16 protein-coding genes are annotated in these 17,806 nt (G+C 58.1%); 8 read left to right on the top strand and 8 right to left on the bottom strand.

The annotated features are described in order from the left end of the window. The first annotated feature begins 27 nt into the window (after nucleotides 1-27). The gene (locus tag JDEN_RS04755; protein WP_015771233.1) at nucleotides 28-1,353 is read left to right on the top strand and encodes a GNAT family N-acetyltransferase; all 1,326 of its coding nucleotides are present in this window, start codon (nucleotides 28-30) and stop codon (nucleotides 1,351-1,353) included. On the opposite strand, the gene JDEN_RS04750 is transcribed toward JDEN_RS04755, so the two are convergent. Further along, a complete protein-coding gene (locus JDEN_RS04750) occupies nucleotides 1,336-2,367 on the bottom strand; it encodes an Fpg/Nei family DNA glycosylase (protein ID WP_015771232.1) in 1,032 nt (343 codons plus the stop codon). The genes JDEN_RS04755 and JDEN_RS04750 overlap by 18 nt on opposite strands. Beyond that, nucleotides 2,368-2,820, bottom strand: a complete 453-nt coding sequence (locus tag JDEN_RS04745; protein WP_015771231.1) for a ribose-5-phosphate isomerase — start codon at nucleotides 2,818-2,820, stop codon at nucleotides 2,368-2,370. Between the two features lie 73 nt (nucleotides 2,821-2,893). Here JDEN_RS04745 and JDEN_RS04740 point away from each other — a divergent pair, with 73 nt between their 5' ends. Then, the gene (locus JDEN_RS04740; RefSeq protein WP_015771230.1) at nucleotides 2,894-4,891 is read left to right on the top strand and encodes a M13 family metallopeptidase; all 1,998 of its coding nucleotides are present in this window, start codon (nucleotides 2,894-2,896) and stop codon (nucleotides 4,889-4,891) included. Nucleotides 4,892-4,966: 75 nt separating this feature from the next. On the opposite strand, the gene JDEN_RS04735 is transcribed toward JDEN_RS04740, so the two are convergent. Beyond that, a complete protein-coding gene (locus JDEN_RS04735; RefSeq protein WP_015771229.1) occupies nucleotides 4,967-5,581 on the bottom strand; it encodes a hypothetical protein in 615 nt (204 codons plus the stop codon). A 94-nt stretch (nucleotides 5,582-5,675) separates the two neighbouring features. Continuing rightward, nucleotides 5,676-6,287: a mycothiol-dependent nitroreductase Rv2466c family protein gene (locus JDEN_RS04730; RefSeq protein WP_015771228.1), complete on the bottom strand. Its 612-nt coding sequence runs from the start codon at nucleotides 6,285-6,287 to the stop codon at nucleotides 5,676-5,678. 153 nt (nucleotides 6,288-6,440) lie between these two features. On the opposite strand from JDEN_RS04730, the gene pepN reads away from it, so the two are divergent. Both pepN and JDEN_RS12955 read left to right on the top strand, forming a co-directional pair. Further along, nucleotides 6,441-8,990, top strand: a complete 2,550-nt coding sequence (gene pepN / locus JDEN_RS04725; protein WP_015771227.1) for an aminopeptidase N — start codon at nucleotides 6,441-6,443, stop codon at nucleotides 8,988-8,990. A 95-nt stretch (nucleotides 8,991-9,085) separates the two neighbouring features. Next, nucleotides 9,086-10,117, top strand: a complete 1,032-nt coding sequence (locus JDEN_RS12955; protein WP_049754425.1) for a toxin-antitoxin system YwqK family antitoxin — start codon at nucleotides 9,086-9,088, stop codon at nucleotides 10,115-10,117. Here JDEN_RS12955 and JDEN_RS04715 read toward each other — a convergent pair. Further along, nucleotides 10,106-12,256: a 4-alpha-glucanotransferase gene (locus JDEN_RS04715; protein ID WP_015771225.1), complete on the bottom strand. Its 2,151-nt coding sequence runs from the start codon at nucleotides 12,254-12,256 to the stop codon at nucleotides 10,106-10,108. The genes JDEN_RS12955 and JDEN_RS04715 overlap by 12 nt on opposite strands. 110 nt (nucleotides 12,257-12,366) lie before the next feature. On the opposite strand from JDEN_RS04715, the gene JDEN_RS04710 reads away from it, so the two are divergent. Continuing rightward, nucleotides 12,367-13,248 carry a mechanosensitive ion channel family protein gene (locus JDEN_RS04710; RefSeq protein ID WP_015771224.1) on the top strand — a complete coding sequence of 294 codons (882 nt, stop codon included), beginning with the start codon at nucleotides 12,367-12,369 and terminating at the stop codon, nucleotides 13,246-13,248. Here JDEN_RS04710 and JDEN_RS04705 read toward each other — a convergent pair. After that, nucleotides 13,235-13,723, bottom strand: coding sequence for a PTS sugar transporter subunit IIA (locus JDEN_RS04705; RefSeq protein ID WP_015771223.1), 489 nt, complete (start codon nucleotides 13,721-13,723; stop codon nucleotides 13,235-13,237). The genes JDEN_RS04710 and JDEN_RS04705 overlap by 14 nt on opposite strands. An 8-nt stretch (nucleotides 13,724-13,731) precedes the next feature. Next, entirely contained in the window at nucleotides 13,732-13,962 is a 231-nt protein-coding gene (locus JDEN_RS04700) for a glucose PTS transporter subunit EIIB (protein WP_041287828.1), read from the bottom strand. 181 nt (nucleotides 13,963-14,143) lie between these two features. On the opposite strand from JDEN_RS04700, the gene ptsP reads away from it, so the two are divergent. The 3 genes from ptsP to JDEN_RS04685 are packed head-to-tail and all read left to right on the top strand — an operon-like array spanning nucleotide 14,144 to nucleotide 17,299. Then, on the top strand, nucleotides 14,144-15,838 hold the full coding sequence (ptsP, locus tag JDEN_RS04695; RefSeq protein ID WP_015771221.1) for a phosphoenolpyruvate--protein phosphotransferase: 1,695 nt from the start codon (nucleotides 14,144-14,146) through the stop codon (nucleotides 15,836-15,838). Between the two features lie 25 nt (nucleotides 15,839-15,863). Then, nucleotides 15,864-16,271: a globin gene (locus JDEN_RS04690; RefSeq protein WP_015771220.1), complete on the top strand. Its 408-nt coding sequence runs from the start codon at nucleotides 15,864-15,866 to the stop codon at nucleotides 16,269-16,271. A gap of 56 nt (nucleotides 16,272-16,327) precedes the next feature. After that, on the top strand, nucleotides 16,328-17,299 hold the full coding sequence (locus JDEN_RS04685) for an acyl-CoA thioesterase (RefSeq protein ID WP_015771219.1): 972 nt from the start codon (nucleotides 16,328-16,330) through the stop codon (nucleotides 17,297-17,299). A gap of 5 nt (nucleotides 17,300-17,304) precedes the next feature. On the opposite strand, the gene JDEN_RS04680 is transcribed toward JDEN_RS04685, so the two are convergent. Beyond that, nucleotides 17,305-17,778 (bottom strand): acyl-CoA thioesterase, encoded by a 474-nt coding sequence (locus JDEN_RS04680; RefSeq protein WP_041287827.1) that lies wholly within the window; start codon nucleotides 17,776-17,778, stop codon nucleotides 17,305-17,307. Nucleotides 17,779-17,806 lie beyond the last annotated feature (28 nt).

Genomic DNA, 17,806 nt, shown 5'->3' with positions numbered 1-17,806 from the left:
CATGCGGTGACATGTTGAGTTGAGACTATGACACTACCCACTGGTTTTTCTTTTACCCAACCGACAACCGCGGACCGAGCCGAAGTACTCACGTATAACTCGCTCGTGGTGGCCAGCACCCACCCCGTGTCGGACCTCCTCACCCTCCCCCAGCCGTACGAGGACGAGCGTGCCGTCATCGTCCGCGACCAACACGGACAGATAGCCGCGTTCCATGCGTCCTATGAGTTCAGTCAGTTCCCCACCCCAGGAGGCGACATTCGAGCCGGTGGTCTCACCTGGGTGGGGGTCCAGCCTCAATACCGCCGGCGAGGCATTCTGCGAGCAATGATCGCCGAACACTTCCGACTCTCCACGCAGGCCGGTGAAGCGATCTCCGTTCTCTTTGCTGCCGAACCAACCATCTACGGGCGCTTTGGCTATGGGGCGGCGGCCTTTGATGTGCGATGCACCTTTGGCCGGGGTGCAGCACTGCGCCCCCTCACCCCCACAACCCCCACCAGCCTCCAAGAACACGCGTCATCAACGCACGAACCACTGACCATCCGCATCGAAACCTACGACCCAACCCAGCACACACAACTCATCGAAACAGTTCACAAAGCCGCTGGCCGCAATGTCGGCGGGACAGGACTGAATCGACCTGGGTGGGTCACCCGAGACACCCCCGCGCTCGTAGCAGCCCACCATCACACCATCTCGTTAACACCAGGTAAGGAGCCACAACGCATCATCGTGGTGGAACGCAACGGGACACCAGTTGGGTACACACGGTTCCGCAGAACAATGTCATGGCAGAACACCGGGCCACAAGGACGAGTCGACGCCGGCGAAGTTGTTGCCCTCGACCCGGCTGCCTCCCACACGCTGTGGACAACGCTGCTTGACCTCGACCTGACCTCGGAGGTGACCGCATTCATGCTGCCGACCGATGACCCCATCATCACCCAGTTGAACAACAACCGTTCCATCGGGATGACCGTGGTGGACAATGTGTGGGTGCGGATCCTTGACCTACCAGCAGCGTTGAGCGCCCGCCAATACAGCGGATCGATCGACCTTGTCCTTGAGGTCACCGATGACATGCTCCCACACAACGCTGGCTGCTGGCGGGTGCGCGCTCAACCATTTGGGGGGCCACACGGCCATGACGCACCACGGGTTGAACGCACTGACGCTCCAGCCGATGTGACCCTAGACATCCGCGAGCTCTCCGCCTTGTACCTGGGTGGAGTCAGCGCTGCGTCACTGGCTGCTGGTGGCTTGGTCACAGCTGACACACCGCAGGCCCTCGCACAGCTATCAAGTGCGATGGCGTGGCCTCTTGCCCCCTGCTCAAGCTGGGTGTTCTAGCACCTCACCACTGGTTGATTGGCATGTGGGGCACCAGTAGAGTTTGCGGGCTTGCATGTCCGCGAGCGCGATGGGTGTCCCACAGCGTCGGCATGGTTGACCGTGGCGTTGGTAGACGTAGAACGCCTGGTCGGTGGGGATGGCGTCGGGTGTGTGGTCAGTATTTTGTCGTGTGCGGCTGCGTGGGTTGTTGGGGGCAGGTGGTGTGGTGTTTCGGTCTGCGGAGTGAGTGGTGACGATCGCTCCGGTGTGGGCTCCTTGCCGCATGAGGGTGACAAGGTCGTTCCACAGTGCGGTGAGGGTGTGCGTTGGGATCGTGTTGCCTGGTGTGTAGGGGGATAGTCGTGCACGAAATAGTGCTTCTGCTCGGTAAATGTTGCCGACACCGGCGATGGTTTTTTGGTTCATGAGAAGGCCTCCGATTGCGCTGCGGGACCGGTTGACCGCGGTGAGGAATCGTTGGGGGTCGGCGTCGTCTCGAATGGGGTCGGGGCCAAGTTGGTTGATGTGATGGCGGGTTTGTTCGTAGGTGAGCACTTCACATGCGGTTGGTCCGGTGAGGTCAGCGACCGCGTGTGCGGTGGCGATGCGGACGCGAACTTGTCCGCGGGGTTCGGGTATGGTCCAGGTGTCGTGGGGCTCTGGTTGGTCGGGGGTGAGGTTGTGTTCGCGTTCGCCGATGCGCCGCCGTGGTGCCCCAATGGCGTGCGCGATGGGGGTGTTGGGGTGGGCGGCAAAGGTCCAGGAACCGTAGAGACCTAGGTGGACGCGCAACCACCGCAGTGATTCGGGTGGTGGTTCGTCCGTGTGGGTGACGTTGGTTTTGTTTGGTGTGGGAGTAAACCCAAGGAACAGGTGTTTTCCGTAGGCTTGGGCGTGAACGAGCTGCGCTCCGTTGAGGAGCGCAGCTCCTTGTTCAAACCGTCCTTGTGGGCTGGTGACGTGAACTGTGTGTCCCCCGAAAACGTTTGCGAACGTGCGGGCGAGTCGGTGGACGGTGTGACCTTCTGGCATTTAGGAACGGGTTGCCTCGTACTGGGCAAGTTGGTCGATGCGGCGTTGGTGGCGTGGGTCTTGGGAAAAGGGCTCGTTGAGGAAGGCGTCAACGAAGGATGCGGCTTCTTCTACTGTGTGTTGGCGCGCTCCGATGGCGATGACGTTGGCGTTGTTGTGTTGGCGGCCAAGTTGTGCGGTGGTGGTTGACCATGCCAAGACGGCACGTACTCCGTTGACTTTGTTGGCGGCGATTTGTTCGCCGTTCCCTGACCCGCCGATGACGATGCCGAGGGTGTCAGGTTCGTCAACGACTGCTTGCGCTGCGTCGAAGCAGAAGGAGGGGTAGTCGTCGAGAGCGTCGTAGTGGTGGGCGCCGTGATCCACAACGTCGTGGCCTTGCTCTGCGAGGTGAGCGATGAGGTACGCCTTGAGCTTGAATCCGGCATGATCTGAAGCAATGTGTACACGCATGGTTCTTATCTTCTCTCATTGAGGGGGGTTTGTGGTGGCTGGTTCATCCTGCAATATGTTTTAGGGTGGTTTCATGACCGACAACACAACGTCTTCCTTGTCCGGCATCGATGTCGCAGCGTTCAACCCGAACGTTCGTGTGGCCGATGATTTGTTCCGCCATGTGAACGGCACATGGCTTGACACGTATGTGATCCCTGAGGATCGCGCCTCTGATGGCGCTTTTCGCGCGTTGTATGACCAGGCGGAAGCTCAGGTGCGCGAGATTATCGAGGAACTTGGTGGCGCCTCTGCCGGTGCTCACGGTGGGGTCGAAGCCCAAATTGGCGGTTTGTACCGCAGTTTCATGGATGTAGATCAGATCCAGCAGGCGGGTTTGGCTCCGTTGGATCAGGACTGGACCGTTCTGAACAGCGCAGACACACTCAGTGGGCGTGCCCGCGCGTTGGGAGCGTTGCAGCGCACGGGTGCGTTGTCTGCGTTCAACTTCTATGTCGACAACGACTCTGACGATCCAACGGTGTACCGCGCCTACCTCTACCAGGGTGGGTTGGGCTTGCCAGATGAATCGTATTACCGCGAGGACCAGTACGCGCCAGTGCGGGAGAAGTACCAAGCGCACATCGCCTCGATGCTGCGCCACAGCGGGCGGTACAGTGACGAGGCCAGCACAGATGCGGCCGCACAGGTTCTCGCATTAGAGACTGCGCTTGCCAGCCACCATTGGGATGTTGTCAAGGATCGTGACTCTGAAGCGACCTATAACCCGATGACGTGGTCTGAGTTTGTGGGGTTGCTTGATGGGTTTGATACAGACTCGTGGGCGTCAGCTCTTGGCGTGCCCCCTGGCGCTATGGACATGGTTGTTGCCCGGGAACCGTCGTTCTTTTCTGGTTTCGCACGTGTTTGGGTGACTCAGCCTCACGATGCGTGGATGGCCTGGTTCACCTTCCATACGATTTCTGGGCGGGCTGCGTTCCTCACTGATGAACTTGTTGAGGAGAATTTCGATTTTTACGGGCGCACTCTTTCTGGCGCGCAGGCAGTTCGCGAACGGTGGAAGCGTGCCGTTTCTGTGGTTGAAGGCGCGTTGGGAGAAGCAGTGGGGCGTGTCTATGTTGACCGGCACTTCCCACCGTCGCATAAAACACATATGGAACGACTTGTTGGTCACCTCATTGAGGCGTACCGGCTTTCCATCACTGAGTTGGACTGGATGAGTGAGGAAACAAAAACCAAAGCTCTGGCCAAACTTGAGAAGTTCACACCCAAAATCGGGTATCCCGTCAAATGGCGTGATTACTCACAGCTCGTGATTGATCCCACGGACCTGGTGGGCAACATTCGCCGTTCTAACGAGGTTGATCTTGACCGTGAACTTGCCAAGATCGGTCAACCCATCGATCACGATGAGTGGCACATGACCCCACAAACGGTCAACGCATATTACAACTCGTCAATGAATGAGATCGTGTTCCCGGCCGCGATTCTTCAGCCTCCCTTCTTTGACCCACAGGCGGAAGATGCCGCGAACTTTGGCGGTATTGGGGCAGTCATCGGGCACGAGATCGGACACGGTTTTGATGACCAGGGATCCAAATATGATGGCGATGGGCGACTGGTGAGTTGGTGGACAGACACTGACCGTCGCGAGTTTGAGAAACGAACCACCGCCCTCATCGAACAATACAACGCACTATCTCCAGCTCAGCTTTCCTCAGACAACACAGTCAACGGCGCCTTAACCATTGGAGAGAACATTGGCGACTTGGGCGGGCTGTCCATCGCGCTGAAAGCCTACGCCCTGTCTTTGGGTGGTTCACTTGATGACGCCCCAGTCATTGACGGGCTCACCGGTCTCCAACGAGTGTTCTACTCGTGGGCGCAGGTGTGGCGCACCAAGATGCATGATGAACTGATGATCCAACGGCTGGCCACTGACCCTCACTCTCCTGCGGAGTTCCGGTGCAATCAGATCGCGGCAAACATTGACGAGTTCTACGAGGCATTTGATGTTGCTGAAGGGGACGCGCTCTACTTGTCAGCCGATCAACGAGTACGCATCTGGTAAAAGCCACAGCTCACTCGAATAGGTCATGGCCGCTGCACACATGCAGCGGCCATGACCTATTCACAGGTTCTTCCGTTAGAACTGAGAAATCCCCGCACGTGCAATAGAAAATCCGCTGCCCGTATTCACATCAGTGCACTTCATGCCTGAGCGCTCCGAAACACAGGTGAAGTTGTTAATGTCAATCTTGTCACCGTAGTCGAGGAACTCTGCGTTGGGGTTTGCTGAACCAGGTAAGTCTGCACGCTCCACGCAGGGCACCACTACACCGGAGGCGTTCAACTGGACCACGTACCCCACAAAGCCCTCACACTGACCAGCTCCTTCTGAGGGAGGATTATTCAACGCAGCGATCCCACATTCTGCCCCCACTGCGGAGATAGTGCACGAGATATTGCCACTGGGTGAGGCAAATTTTCGGGCGCCCGACACCTCCAGGTCCTCAGTGGCAGCAGAAGCATCATCACTTGTTTGTTCCACCGGGTCGCTCGGGGCGCTTTGTGAGGGCTGCGCGGTAGGAGACGGTGGCGGGGTTTCCCCTTGACCAAAAACATTCACCGCGACAACGATCGCCACGACGACAAGGAGAACGTCGACCGCAATCAGTGACGTGACCAAGGGTTTGAACCGTGTGGTCAACCACGGGCTACGCTCATCGGCGGAAAAGTTGGTGTGCTGTGTACGTGACATAAATTCCTGCTTGGAGTAACGGGTACGGTCCCACGGTAGCGGGCAGTAGTCACCACGAACGACGAGGTGGTGACCACTCCCCACATATATGTCGTCAGAACTGTGGTCCTTGGGTGCGTGTTCGTTTCAATTCAAAAAACCCTGGGGTCCCTGCCACAAGAATGCACCCATCCCACAGCCGCCCAGCATCTTCGCCACGGGGAGCTGGAGTCACCACAGGGCCAAAAAAGGCGACCCCGTTGACAGCGACAATCGGTGTTCCCACATCCTCACCGACCTGGTCAATCCCACGACGGTGAGATGCCCGAAGCGACTCATCCCAGGCTGTGGAGTCATACGCGTCCATCAGGTCAGGATCAAGACCAACCTCTGCCAGCGACTCCTGCACCACAACACGGCGGTCAGTACGACCTCCAGGATGAAAACGGGTCCCCATCGCGTCATACAACGGCTTCACCACATGGTCACCAACCTCCTGCCCAGCCGCAGTCACCACACGCACCGCTCCCCAACCGTCGTCCATCAAAGCACGATAATCAGCTGGCAAGTCACGCCCCTCATTGAGCACCGACAAACTCATCACATGCCAACGCACCCGCACCGGACGCACCTTCTCCACCTCGGTCAGCCACCGAGATGTCATCCATGCCCACGGGCACATCGGATCAAACCACATATCAGCGGCAGCAGTCTGTACCTCAGACACGATCTCTCACACCCTCCGTTCGACGACACTCATCAACCCCACGCTACGTGAGGTCTTCCCACCTGCGCTGGGTGAGAACGTGAAAGAATAGTAGACGATGCAGCCTGCCCACCGGCGGCTCGCCTCTGGCGTCAACGAGTCAAGGAGGCTCTTTTGCCTGGACAAAATCTCACCCGTCTCGAAGCGGAACAACGCTCCACGCTCATCGCAGTGGATTCCTACCAAGTCACTATTGATGTCACCGCCCCCGGTGACACCTTCGTGTCGACAACCACAGTCAACTTCACCGCACAACCAGGGTCGTCCACCTTTATCGACCTGATTGCTGAGTCCATTGACACCATCACCCTCAACGGAAGATCCCTGGACCCGCAAAGCGTCTTCCACGACTCACGCATCTCCCTCAACGACCTCACCGCTACCAACACGTTGACGGTCACAGCACACTGCCGGTACATGAACACGGGAGAAGGTCTACACAGGTTTGTTGACCCCGTTGACAACGAGGTGTACCTCTACACCCAGTTCGAAGTCCCCGACGCCCGCCGAATGTTCGCGGTCTTTGAACAACCAGACCTCAAAGCAACATTCCAGTTCACTGTCACTGCACCAAGCCGGTGGGAAGTGGTGTCCAACCAACCCACACCACAGCCTGTGGCCCACGACAACGACACCGCCACGTGGCAGTTCCCCGCGACACCGCGCATCTCCAGTTACATCACGGCGCTTGTGGCCGGGCCCTACACGGTGACCCGCTCCGAACTGACCTCCAGTGACGGACGCACCATCCCTCTTGGAGTGTTCAGCCGCGCATCAATGGCGGAGCACCTCGACACTGACGAGATCATCGACATCACCCGGCGCGGCTTTGAATTCTTTGAAAGCCAATTCCAGGTGCCCTACCCCTTTGAAAAATACGACCAACTGTTCGTTCCTGAGTTCAACGCAGGAGCCATGGAAAACGCAGGGTGTGTGACCTTCACCGAAACCTATGTGTTCCGGTCCAAAGTCACAGACGCCATCAAAGAACGCCGTGTTGTCACCATCCTGCACGAACTTGCCCACATGTGGTTTGGTGACCTTGTCACCATGAAGTGGTGGAACGACCTGTGGCTCAACGAATCCTTCGCAGAATGGGCCTCCACACTTGCGACCGCCGAAGCAACTCAGTGGCATGAGGCCTGGACCACGTTCAACGCCATGGAAAAAACCTGGGCGTACCGGCAAGATCAGCTGCCCTCCACCCACCCAATCGTCGCCCCCATCAACGACCTCGAAGATGTGTACGTGAACTTCGACGGAATCACCTACGCCAAAGGTGGGTCAGTGCTCAAACAACTCGTTGCATGGGTGGGGTTGGAACAGTTCATGGCGGGTGTGTCCGCCTACTTCACCACACACGCCTGGGGGAACACTGAACTTGGCGACCTCCTTCGTGAACTGGAGAAAACCTCAGGCCGTGAACTGACGTCATGGGCTTCATTGTGGCTGGAAACTGCTGGGGTGAACACACTGTCACCACGTGTGGAGGTGGACGAACACGGCACGATCACCTCGTTTGTTATTGAGCAAACCGCCACACCTGACTACCCCACGCTTCGGCCACACCGCATGGCAGTTGGTTTCTACAGCGTCGATGACAGTGATGCGCTCGTACGGACCCACCGCGTCGAATTGGACGTTGAAGGTGCAACAACACGTGTCACAGAACTGGAAGGGACACGCCGACCAGCGTTGATCCTCCTCAATGACGATGACCTGGCCTACGCCAAGATTCGGTTTGACAGTGAGTCACTGACTGTTGCAGCGCAGAGGTTGTCTGACATCTCCGCACCGCTCGCCCGTTCTTTGGTGTGGGCGGCACTGTGGGACGCCACCCGGGATGGGGAGTTCCCCGCCTCAGACTATGTGGCCCTCGTTCTCAACCACATTGGTCGCGAAACTGAGTCCACCACACTTCGCACTACTCTCGCTCAGGTTGTGACCGCTGCACGGATGTATGTGGCACCCGCACGTAGGAAAGAAGCGATGCACTTGGTGTCCTCGCGTTTGTGGGACCTTGCACGTGAAGCCGCACCAGGGTCAGATGCGCAGTTCCAATTCGTGAAGTACCTGGCTGCTTTGCCCGTTGGCGACGAACAACAGCAAGCCCTTCGCGATCTACTTGAGGGAACCATCGCTCTCGAGGGGCTAACCATTGACACTGACCTTCGATGGGAACTACTTGAAGGGTTGGTGCTGTCAGGCCACGCGGATTCACGCGACATTGATGCGGCGTTCGAGGCGGATTCAACAGCCTCCGGTGCTCAGGCTGCCGCCCGGGCACGTGCCGCACTGCCCACGCCTGAGGGTAAGCGGGCAGCGTTTGATTCACTGGTGGTTGACACGGACGCAACGAATGCGATTGCGCGTGCCACCGCTCAGGGATTCGTTCATGTCCTTGATGCCGACGTCGTGGAAGCACTGGTGGAGCCGTACTTTGAGAGTTTGGAACGGTTGTGGAGTGAGCGTTCATTCCACATGGCCAGCCAGATCATCACTGGTTTGTTCCCCACGCCGCTTGCCTCACAAGAACTTTCTGACGCCGCGCATCGCTGGTTGAGTGAGCACGCAGATGCTGCACCTGCGTTGCGTCGTGTTGTTGTGGAGTGTCTTGCCGATGTGGACCGTGCGTTGGCTGTCCAACGCGCTGACCGTATCTGATTGATCATGCTTATGCCAAGGGGCGTGCCCACCAGGGTGCGCCCCTTGTGTTGTGGTCATGATCGGGTGCAGTGTTGAACGGTAATGTGAAGGCTATGGATCGCCCTACCTTTTCTTGGGACCCCACAACTTTGCGTGAGGTTCCTGCCGATGTCGATGCTGCACGTGAGTACGCCAACGCTCTGTTGGCTCGTTATCGTGACCTTGCGGATCAACGTGAGCAGCGCGCACAGATTGTTGCTGAACTTATTCAGTGGCTGCGCATGTCAGAGCAATACACGCGCGCGGAGGAGATTGCGCGGGGTTCTTTGCGGCTTCGTGGGGGTGACGACATCATTACTGCGTTGGAGGAGGGCCGGCCTGTCCCGGTGATTGCTCCAGAATTGATTCGCCCAGCGCTGCGTTTTGCCACCGCTTTGCAGTGGAACAGTGCCGACAGCGCTGAGCGCTTTGGGCAAGCCGCTGATTTGTTTGATGCGTGTGTGACTTCGGCCCACATCGTGTGCCTTCGATCAGGCGATGCACAGCGGCGTGACATGTATGAGACGTATGCGTTTACGTTGCAGCACCGTGCGAAGTTCCGGTTAGCAAATGATGAATTGATTGCGGCGCTTCGCGACGCAAACCTCGGTTTGCGGGTGCGGGAAGTCGAAGAACTCCCGCGTGATCAAATTGAGTCGTCACAGTTTGCTGTGTCCAGCATTGTGCAGCGGTTGGAAAGTTTGATCGCTGACCTTGAGTTAAGTGCTGGCGCCTCAGTGACCACGGAAACTTTCGCTGCAGGCGACCGCTCAGGGGTGGGAGCGGTTCAAGCCGGGCAGCGGATTGGTCCGTGGCTTTTTTGGTACAAATCTGGCGCACTGAAGGCTGCTGGCTGGTATGTGGACGACCAGCTCGATGGGCCGTGGATCTGGTTTCGAGATCACGGGCTCCTCCTCCAAGAAGGCTCGTTCATCCACAATCGGCAAGAAGGCCCGTGGATCCGTTACTACACCAATGGGCGCATCCTTGACCAGGGGACGTTCCATGACGGCGAAAAAGTTGGTGACTGGTTCACCTTCCACGAGGATGGGTCAGTGCGTTCAACTCGTCGTCACACGCGTAAAGGGCGCTGGCTACGCCGGTGACCGTGTGGATGGAGGTGTTGACTCGGAGACCTCAGTTGGTGCATCCTGCGTGTTCTTCTGACGCGGAGAGACCGCATCAGTGATTACTCCGCGCGTCAGTGAGTTCACAAGGTAAGCGGCACGGGCACTATTCCACACATCGTCCACGCTGAGCAGCGCCCCACCACTGTCACGGTACCCGCCAAGGACAACAGGGAAGTCACTAAGCGGGCTTCGCGCATCAACGGATTGTGTTGGTGATCCAACTGACACTGACAGTGTTGACACTCCGAGCGCATCGGCAAGGTGGATGTCTGTCAGCCCACGCTGGGCAACCCTACGGTACACGTCTGTGACGAGCGACCATGCTGTGGGATTCTTCTCTGGGTCCGCCCCAACCGCGGTTGCCAACTGACGGCGGTGAAACGCTCGCTCTGATTGGCGTGTGGGTGTGTGACCAATATCAGCCACGTCCGTGACCGCGTGGAGGTCGGTGCCATCAAGACGGGCAGCCAATGGTCCTGTTGCCCATGTGGACACACATTCGATGCGCCCAGCATCACGATCGCGCCCTAGGGCGCTGGCATCCACGCCGGCGTCGCCCAAGACCATAGTTCTTACCACGATGCCCGCTGCTGTCAGCTCTTGTCGCTGCTCCTGAGTCAGATCACGGTCGTTAGCCCATACGTGGACCCCAGCTAGGGCAGCTTCGGTGATGACGGCGGCTATGCGGGAGCGTGCGTCGTGCCGGATGGTGATGGTGTGACCGTCGGCTGTGAGACGTGAGGTGAAGAACGCTTGAGGGTCTTGGATGACTATTGCTCCGCAGTGTTGTGCAACTCGACGCACAGTTGCGCGCAGTTGCACCAGTCCGCTGCGTTCAGTATCAAGGGGGTTGCACACGACAGTGTTGGCAACAGTGTCAACACCGGGGGCGTTTCGTGTTCCACTGATCACTGTTCCTCGGACAAACCACTCTTCGATGCTGCCTTTGGCTGCATGGAGCCACAGGGGTCGGGCGAGCCCGAAGGTGTGCCACGACAGTTGGCGGTGGACCGCAGCCAGTTGTCGGGTGAGGATCCATTGCAACCACATGAAGAACTCAACATCGGGGGCGAAGTGTGCCGCTGTGTCGTTGAGTTGCGGGTCGGAGAGGGAGAAGAAACGATCAGGGTTCCACGGGTTATCTGAATAACGGACGAGTGCACACCAGGCTGCGTAGACCCGCAGGTGACGTCCGCCTTGGACGCAGAAAGCGTCAAATTGGTACCTGCGGGCTGGTGATAACCCGGCGTTGAAAATGACTCGTGCAGCCCGCACTTTGGCGCGAGCGATGTCATCGAGGTTGCCGGCGCGTAGCCCTCTCGTGACTGCCGGATCGTCTTTTGCCCACGTGACAAGGGTGCGGTCTGGTGTGGACAGGTACGCGTATTCATCAATGTCTTCAACTCGAAGATACAAGGGGTCAAGGAATGTGACGCCGTCGGTTGGTTGATCCCACCGTTGTTGGGGCGATAGCCGGTGCGGATCGGGATAGACGTACTGGGCACCCATGGTGTGTGCCCACCCTGCAACGTCGCGCGCGTCAAGCCAGTCACCGATTCCCCAACTACGGTCACTAGCCAAGGCACCAAGTTCCCAGGACATTCCGATGTCACGGTTGGTGTCGTTGTCTTTGTGGGTGTGAGATCGAGCGGAGGGCATAGGTGGCACGATAATGAGGCTGCGTTGCGATCGTCCCTCACTGGTCACGGTGAGATGGGCGAAACCAACGGGTAGGGAGGTGGGGAGTGCGTACATGCGACGTTCGACAACGACTCCGTCTACTCGTCGAGTTTCGACGTCGGTTGTGTGACCGCGGGCGGGTGTGAGGTGAACCTGGGTGCCATTGGCGTCGAGTGTGACGCTGACTGGGTCTCCTGCGAAAACGTGGATGGGGACGTGAACACTTGGGCGGTCAGCAACGACCATGGGGGGTGCCATGGTGCGCCATGGTTCGTCTGCGCAGGCCGCGGCCGCGACGGCCAGTTGGCCTGGTGTACTGATGTCGATCCCGAACGCACCAAGAACGCGGACAATCGCCGATGATGGAACAGACCTATGGGGTCGTTCCACCCGGTACGTGTCGCACACCGTGTTCAGTTGCTCGCCTTGATCCACGTTTACCTCCTGACGCCGATGATGCCAGAATCACCGGAAAAACGCGCGTGTGACGCGGGTTGATCACGGGTGAAGCAACTGATCACAGGAAATCCCGGTAGCCTACTGGCATGGATCTTGTGACGTCATTACTGCACGCTTTTCCGTCAACGGGCGAGGAATGGGTCGACACGCTCACGGGTGCGCCGTTGCGCATCACTGTGATCATCGTCCTGTCGTTTGTTGGACTTTACGTTGCGAACCGACTGATCAACAGGCTCACTGAGAGTATCGCGGAGGGGCGCAAACGAGGGCCTGATTTCTTGAGCCCATTGGCAGCTGCCAACCCGTTGAATACGGCTCGGCGTGCGCAACGGGCGCGCACCATTGGGTCAGTGTTGCGCTCGAGTGTGGCGTTAGTCATTGGTGCGGCCGCGATTCTCATGGTGTTGTCTGAGGTGGGGATGAACATCACTCCACTGATAGCTTCTGCAGGTGTGGCTGGTGTTGCGTTGGGTTTTGGTGCGCAGTCTCTTGTGAAGGACTTTCTGTCTGGTGCATTCATGCTCATTGAGGATCAGTATGGTGTAGGCGACATTATTACGGTGGGTTCTGTCACGGGAACTGTTGAGGCGATTGCGTTGCGGACAACGAAGGTTCGTGACCTTGATGGAACTTTGTGGTTCATACGCAACGGTGAGGTGTTAACGGTGGGCAACCTCACTCAAGGGTTCTCCATGACTCAGGTGACTATTGCGGTTCCTGCGCACCAGGAAGTTGATGAGGTCCGAGCTGCGTTGCTTGCTGCGGGCGCCCGGGTGGTCAGCATGGACGAGTTCACAGATGTGATCACTGGTGAGACGGAGGTGTTTGGTCCGGAAACGTTGGATGGGAAGACGGTGTCATTCCGTGTGGCGTTGAAGACGTCGCCCGCGATGCAGTGGGCGGTTGCCCGTAAGCTTCGTGGTGCGATCCGTCAAGAGTTCCGTGACCGTAGCCTCACTCTTGCATAGTACTGAGTGAAGGTTTGTCGATGTGAAAGAGGGGAACGCCTTGCGTGACCGGTTGGTGCGGGTCACGTGGGACGTTCTCCAGGTAAAGGGCGTCTCTGGGATGTTGGACTGCGAGGATAGGGCAGGCAAGGTCAAGTCCCGCGGCGAGTGCAGGGGTGGTGTCCCAGGTAATCATGAGTTCACCTTGTGTGACGGTGTCGCCTTGATTGTGGTGGAGGGTGAACCCGTCGCCGTGCAGGCTGATGGTGTCGATTCCTAGGTGGACCAGGATTTGGACGCCGTCTGGGGTGTCCAGGGCGAAGGCGTGCGGGAAGATTGTGGAGACGCGTCCAGTCACTGGCGCGATGACGTTGACGTGTGGTGTGGTGGGGCGCATGGCGGTCCCCCATCCGACGAGCCCTTGGGAGAATACGTCATCGGGCACCTGGTCAAGTGGGACCATGGTGCCCGATAGTGGTGCAATGACTGTGACCACGTGTGGTTTTACAGCGTGTTGTGGAGCTCGGCTGCAAGTTTGTCGGCGTCGGGGCCAACGATCACCTGCACGATGCGTCCCGAGCGGACGACACCAAAAGCACCAGCTTCTTTAAGTTGGTCGTCGTTGACTGCGTCAGCATCTTTGACTTCGACGCGAAGGCGTGTGATGCACGGCTCGAGCTCAACGACGTTCGTTTCGCCGCCGAGAGCTTCCAAGATGTTGTGAGCCTTCCCCATCGTGACACTCCTCATGCTTACTGGTTGGTTCCGTGTTCTCTCAGGCTACCCCACTGCGGGGTTCTGGGACTGGATGGCTCTCCCACTCTGAACAACGACAGAGGTGCAGATCACACTTTTTCTTGAGAGACTGGGCTCGACCAGCGACGTTCGTTGGGCAATGCGGTGAAGGAGGGATCACGTGGCCGAGGAAGTGTCAGCGACCGTCGCAGGTATTGGGGTGTGTTCTGGTGTTGTGCATGGACGTGTATACCACCTGACTGGCCCAGTTATTGAGCCTGCTCCAGGGGTGCGGTTAAGTCCGCACGACGATCATGATGCCCAGGCTGCGCGTATTGCTCAAGCAGCCCAGGATGTTCATGGTGAGTTGGAGGATGCTGCTCGCCGATCCCAGGTCTCTTCCACTCGTGACATGTTGGAGGCGACTGCGCTTTTGGCGGTTGACCCCACGTTGCTTGATAGTGCGCGGGAGCGAGTGTTGCATGACCATCTTCAGCCTGAGCGTGCTGTGTGGGAGGCTGCCGGGAAAGTCTGTGAGCAGTTCCGTGAGTTGGGTGGGTATTTTGCGGAGCGGACTAGTGACATCGCTGATGTCCGTGACCGGATTATTGCGAAGTTGACGGGGCGTCTTGCACCTGGGTTACCTCTCGTTGATACCCCGTATGTACTTGTTGCTCCGGATATTCCTCCTTCAGTCGCAGCGACCTTGGATGAGGACATGGTGTTAGCGATTGTCACTGACGGGGCTGGACCTACCTCGCATGCAGCCATCATTGCCAATGCCAAGGGCATTCCTGCTGTTGTTGCAGCTCATGGCGCCACCGATGCGCTACCACCTGGGGCATGGGTGTTAGTCAATGGGAGCGCTGGCACTGTTGTTCTCGATCCTGCGCCACATCTTCTTACCCAAGCCAAGGGGCAGACCGAAAGTCGGCGCGTGTTTCATGGTGGAGGCGCGACAAAGGATGGTCATACCGTTGAATTGTTGGCAAATATTGGCGATCCTGCCGGGGCGCGTGAGGCTGTTGCCGCGGGCGCCAAAGGGGTGGGCCTTTTCCGCACGGAGTTCTGCTTTTTGGATCGTCGCACTCCCCCATCATTGGAGGAGCAGGTTGATCACTATTCCTTAGTGTTCACCGCATTTGCTGGATGTAAAGTGGTCATCCGCACATTGGATTCTGGTGCGGACAAACCGTTGCCGTTTATGACGTTTGGGTCTGAGGAGAACCCTGCGCTGGGTGTTCGCGGGTTTCGCTCTGTGCGCGAGGCACCGGAGCTTCTTGACACCCAGTTGCAGGCGATAGCGACCGCTGCTCAATCATGTTCAGCAGACGTGTGGGTGATGGCTCCGATGATCGCCACCGTGGATGAGACCCAGGAATTTATTGATGCGTGCCACCGGCATGGTTTGTCGCAGGCCGGCATCATGATGGAGACCCCGAGTTCGGCGTTGATGGCTGAGCATCTCATGGCGATAGCTGAGTTTGCATCGATTGGTACCAACGATTTAACGCAATACGCGTTAGCCGCGGACCGGATGTTGGGGTCGTTGGCTGAGTTGAATGATCCGTGGCAGCCAGCAGTGTTGCGTTTGGTTGACACGGCGGTGAAGGGAGCGCGGGCGCAGGGGCGTCCGGTAGGGGTGTGCGGTGAGGCTGCAGCACAGCCTGCGTTGGCCCTTGTGTTGGTGGGGCTGGGGGTGACGTCCTTGTCCATGTCAGCTCGTTCGCTTGCCGATGTGTCCTCTGCGTTGGGTGCGGTTGATATGGCCCGTTGTGAGCAGGTTGCGCGTGCTGCGTTGGCGGCGTCCAGTGCGGCCGAAGCTCGTGCCCGGGTTCGTGAGTTGGTGCCTGAGCTGACCGGGTTGGCTTTGTGAGTTGCTCCTCTGAGATAGTGGCACAGTGACAGAAACACAAGATACTGGCCCATCGCGGCAGTCGTTGTACGAGGCAATGGGTGGGCATGAGACCTTTGTTGCTTTGGTGACTGAGTTTTACCGGGACATCCCTGGTGATCCGATTTTGGGTCCGATGTACCCTGAGGATGATTGGGATGGAGCCGTTGCGCGGCTGACGGGTTTCCTTGAACAGTATTGGGGTGGTCCTACCACGTATTCGCAAGAGCGTGGGCACCCGCGATTACGGATGCGACATGCACCCTTTAAGGTCAATCCCGCAGCACGTGACGCGTGGTTGTCGCATATGCGTCGGGCGGTGACCACGCTGGGTTTGGCACCACTGCATGAGGCGATGTTGTGGGATTACCTTGAGCGCGCTGCACACTCGTTGGTGAACACGTTCGATGAGTGATTTGATGTGCCCCACCATGGTGAGGACACTGGTTGAAAGGAAGGTGCATCGCGCACATGTCTGAGCGTCCGCAGCACAAGAAGACCCCGTACACCCCTGATATTACCCGCATCGAGGCGGACCCGTTAGGTCACCTGTTGCGTGTCATGGATTTGGAGTACAACGGGGACGTGTCTGGTGAAGATGTGTACTCTGGGGAGTCAGTTCACCAGCCTTCGGGCCGGGTGTACGGCGGGCAAGTTCTTGCCCAGTCACTTCTTGCTGCTGGGCGCACCGTTGACCCCGCCCGCCCGCCTCATTCGCTCCACGGATATTTTCTGCGCCCTGGCGATATTCACCAACCGGTGGATTTTACCGTGGAACGTCTTCGTGATGGCGGGTCGTTTTCTGCTCGTCGCGCGCACGCCTACCAAAGTGGGCAAGCAATTTTGTCCATGATCGCTTCGTTTCAAGAAGTTCAGGATGGGCGTGAACTTGCCGAACCGATGCCCGACGTGGAACGACCCGATAACCTCCAATCAGCTCACGACGAGTTAGCTCACATTGACCACCCTGTGGCAGCTTTTTGGACACGTCAGTCCGCCTTTGACATTCGTCATGTGGAACCATCGATCTACCTCTCCCCCGACACTCGTGGTGTCACACGGCAGGGAGTGTGGATGAAAGCGCGAGGAGTAGTCCAAGGACCCCAACTGTTGCACCGAGCGTTACTTGCCTACGCGTGCGACCAAATCATGTTGGAACCGATCCTGCGTGGTCTGGGCCAATCATGGGTCTCCCCCGGTTTGTCCATTGCCAGCTTGGACCATGCCATGTGGTGGCACCGTGATGTGTCAGTTGATGAGTGGTTCCTCTTCATCCAGGATTCTCCCTCCGCTCAAGGTGGTCGCGGACTGGGGTTGTCTCGGGTTTACCAAGAAGATGGAACGTTGATTGCAACGACCGCGCAAGAGGGCATGACCCGCTTTGCCGGTCAACACCCGGCTCGCTCAGAATTCACGCGACCTGCACCCCAAGACCCCAAGTGACACCGTTAGCGCGGTGACCGCCGGTGCCGGAACGATAGTGGTTCACCGACGTACCCCAACCACGTTTCACGCTCAACTTGGGTGATGCGTCGCGGTTTTCCCGTCGCGGTGTCGACCATGACTAACGTTGTCGAGGCTTGTGCGTAAACAACCGTGTCAGGACCAGAACCTGCGTCCCGGACGATGTAACACACCTCCAGTGAAGCACCTCCAATGTGACCGATCCACAGTTCAACAACGACCGGGTCGCGCCGGTAGGTGAGCGGAGCAAGATACTCAATTTCTTGGCGAGCAACGTAGGTCGCTGTTGGTGAACCAGGGAGAGCATCGAGAATCCCCGTGTGATGTGTTTGCGACTCGGACGCCCAAAACGCTTCAATCCGAGCAATCTCAAGCAACCGCAGCATATCCACGTTATTCACGTGACCATAGGCGTCCATGTCTGACCACCGTAGGTGGACGGGAATGTCAATCCGCATGCCACTAACGTAGCAGGTCTTACTCACC

Source organism: Jonesia denitrificans DSM 20603, from assembly GCF_000024065.1.
In the GTDB taxonomy this organism is placed as follows: domain Bacteria; phylum Actinomycetota; class Actinomycetes; order Actinomycetales; family Cellulomonadaceae; genus Jonesia; species Jonesia denitrificans.
This window is presented reverse-complemented; position numbering and strand designations above follow the sequence as displayed.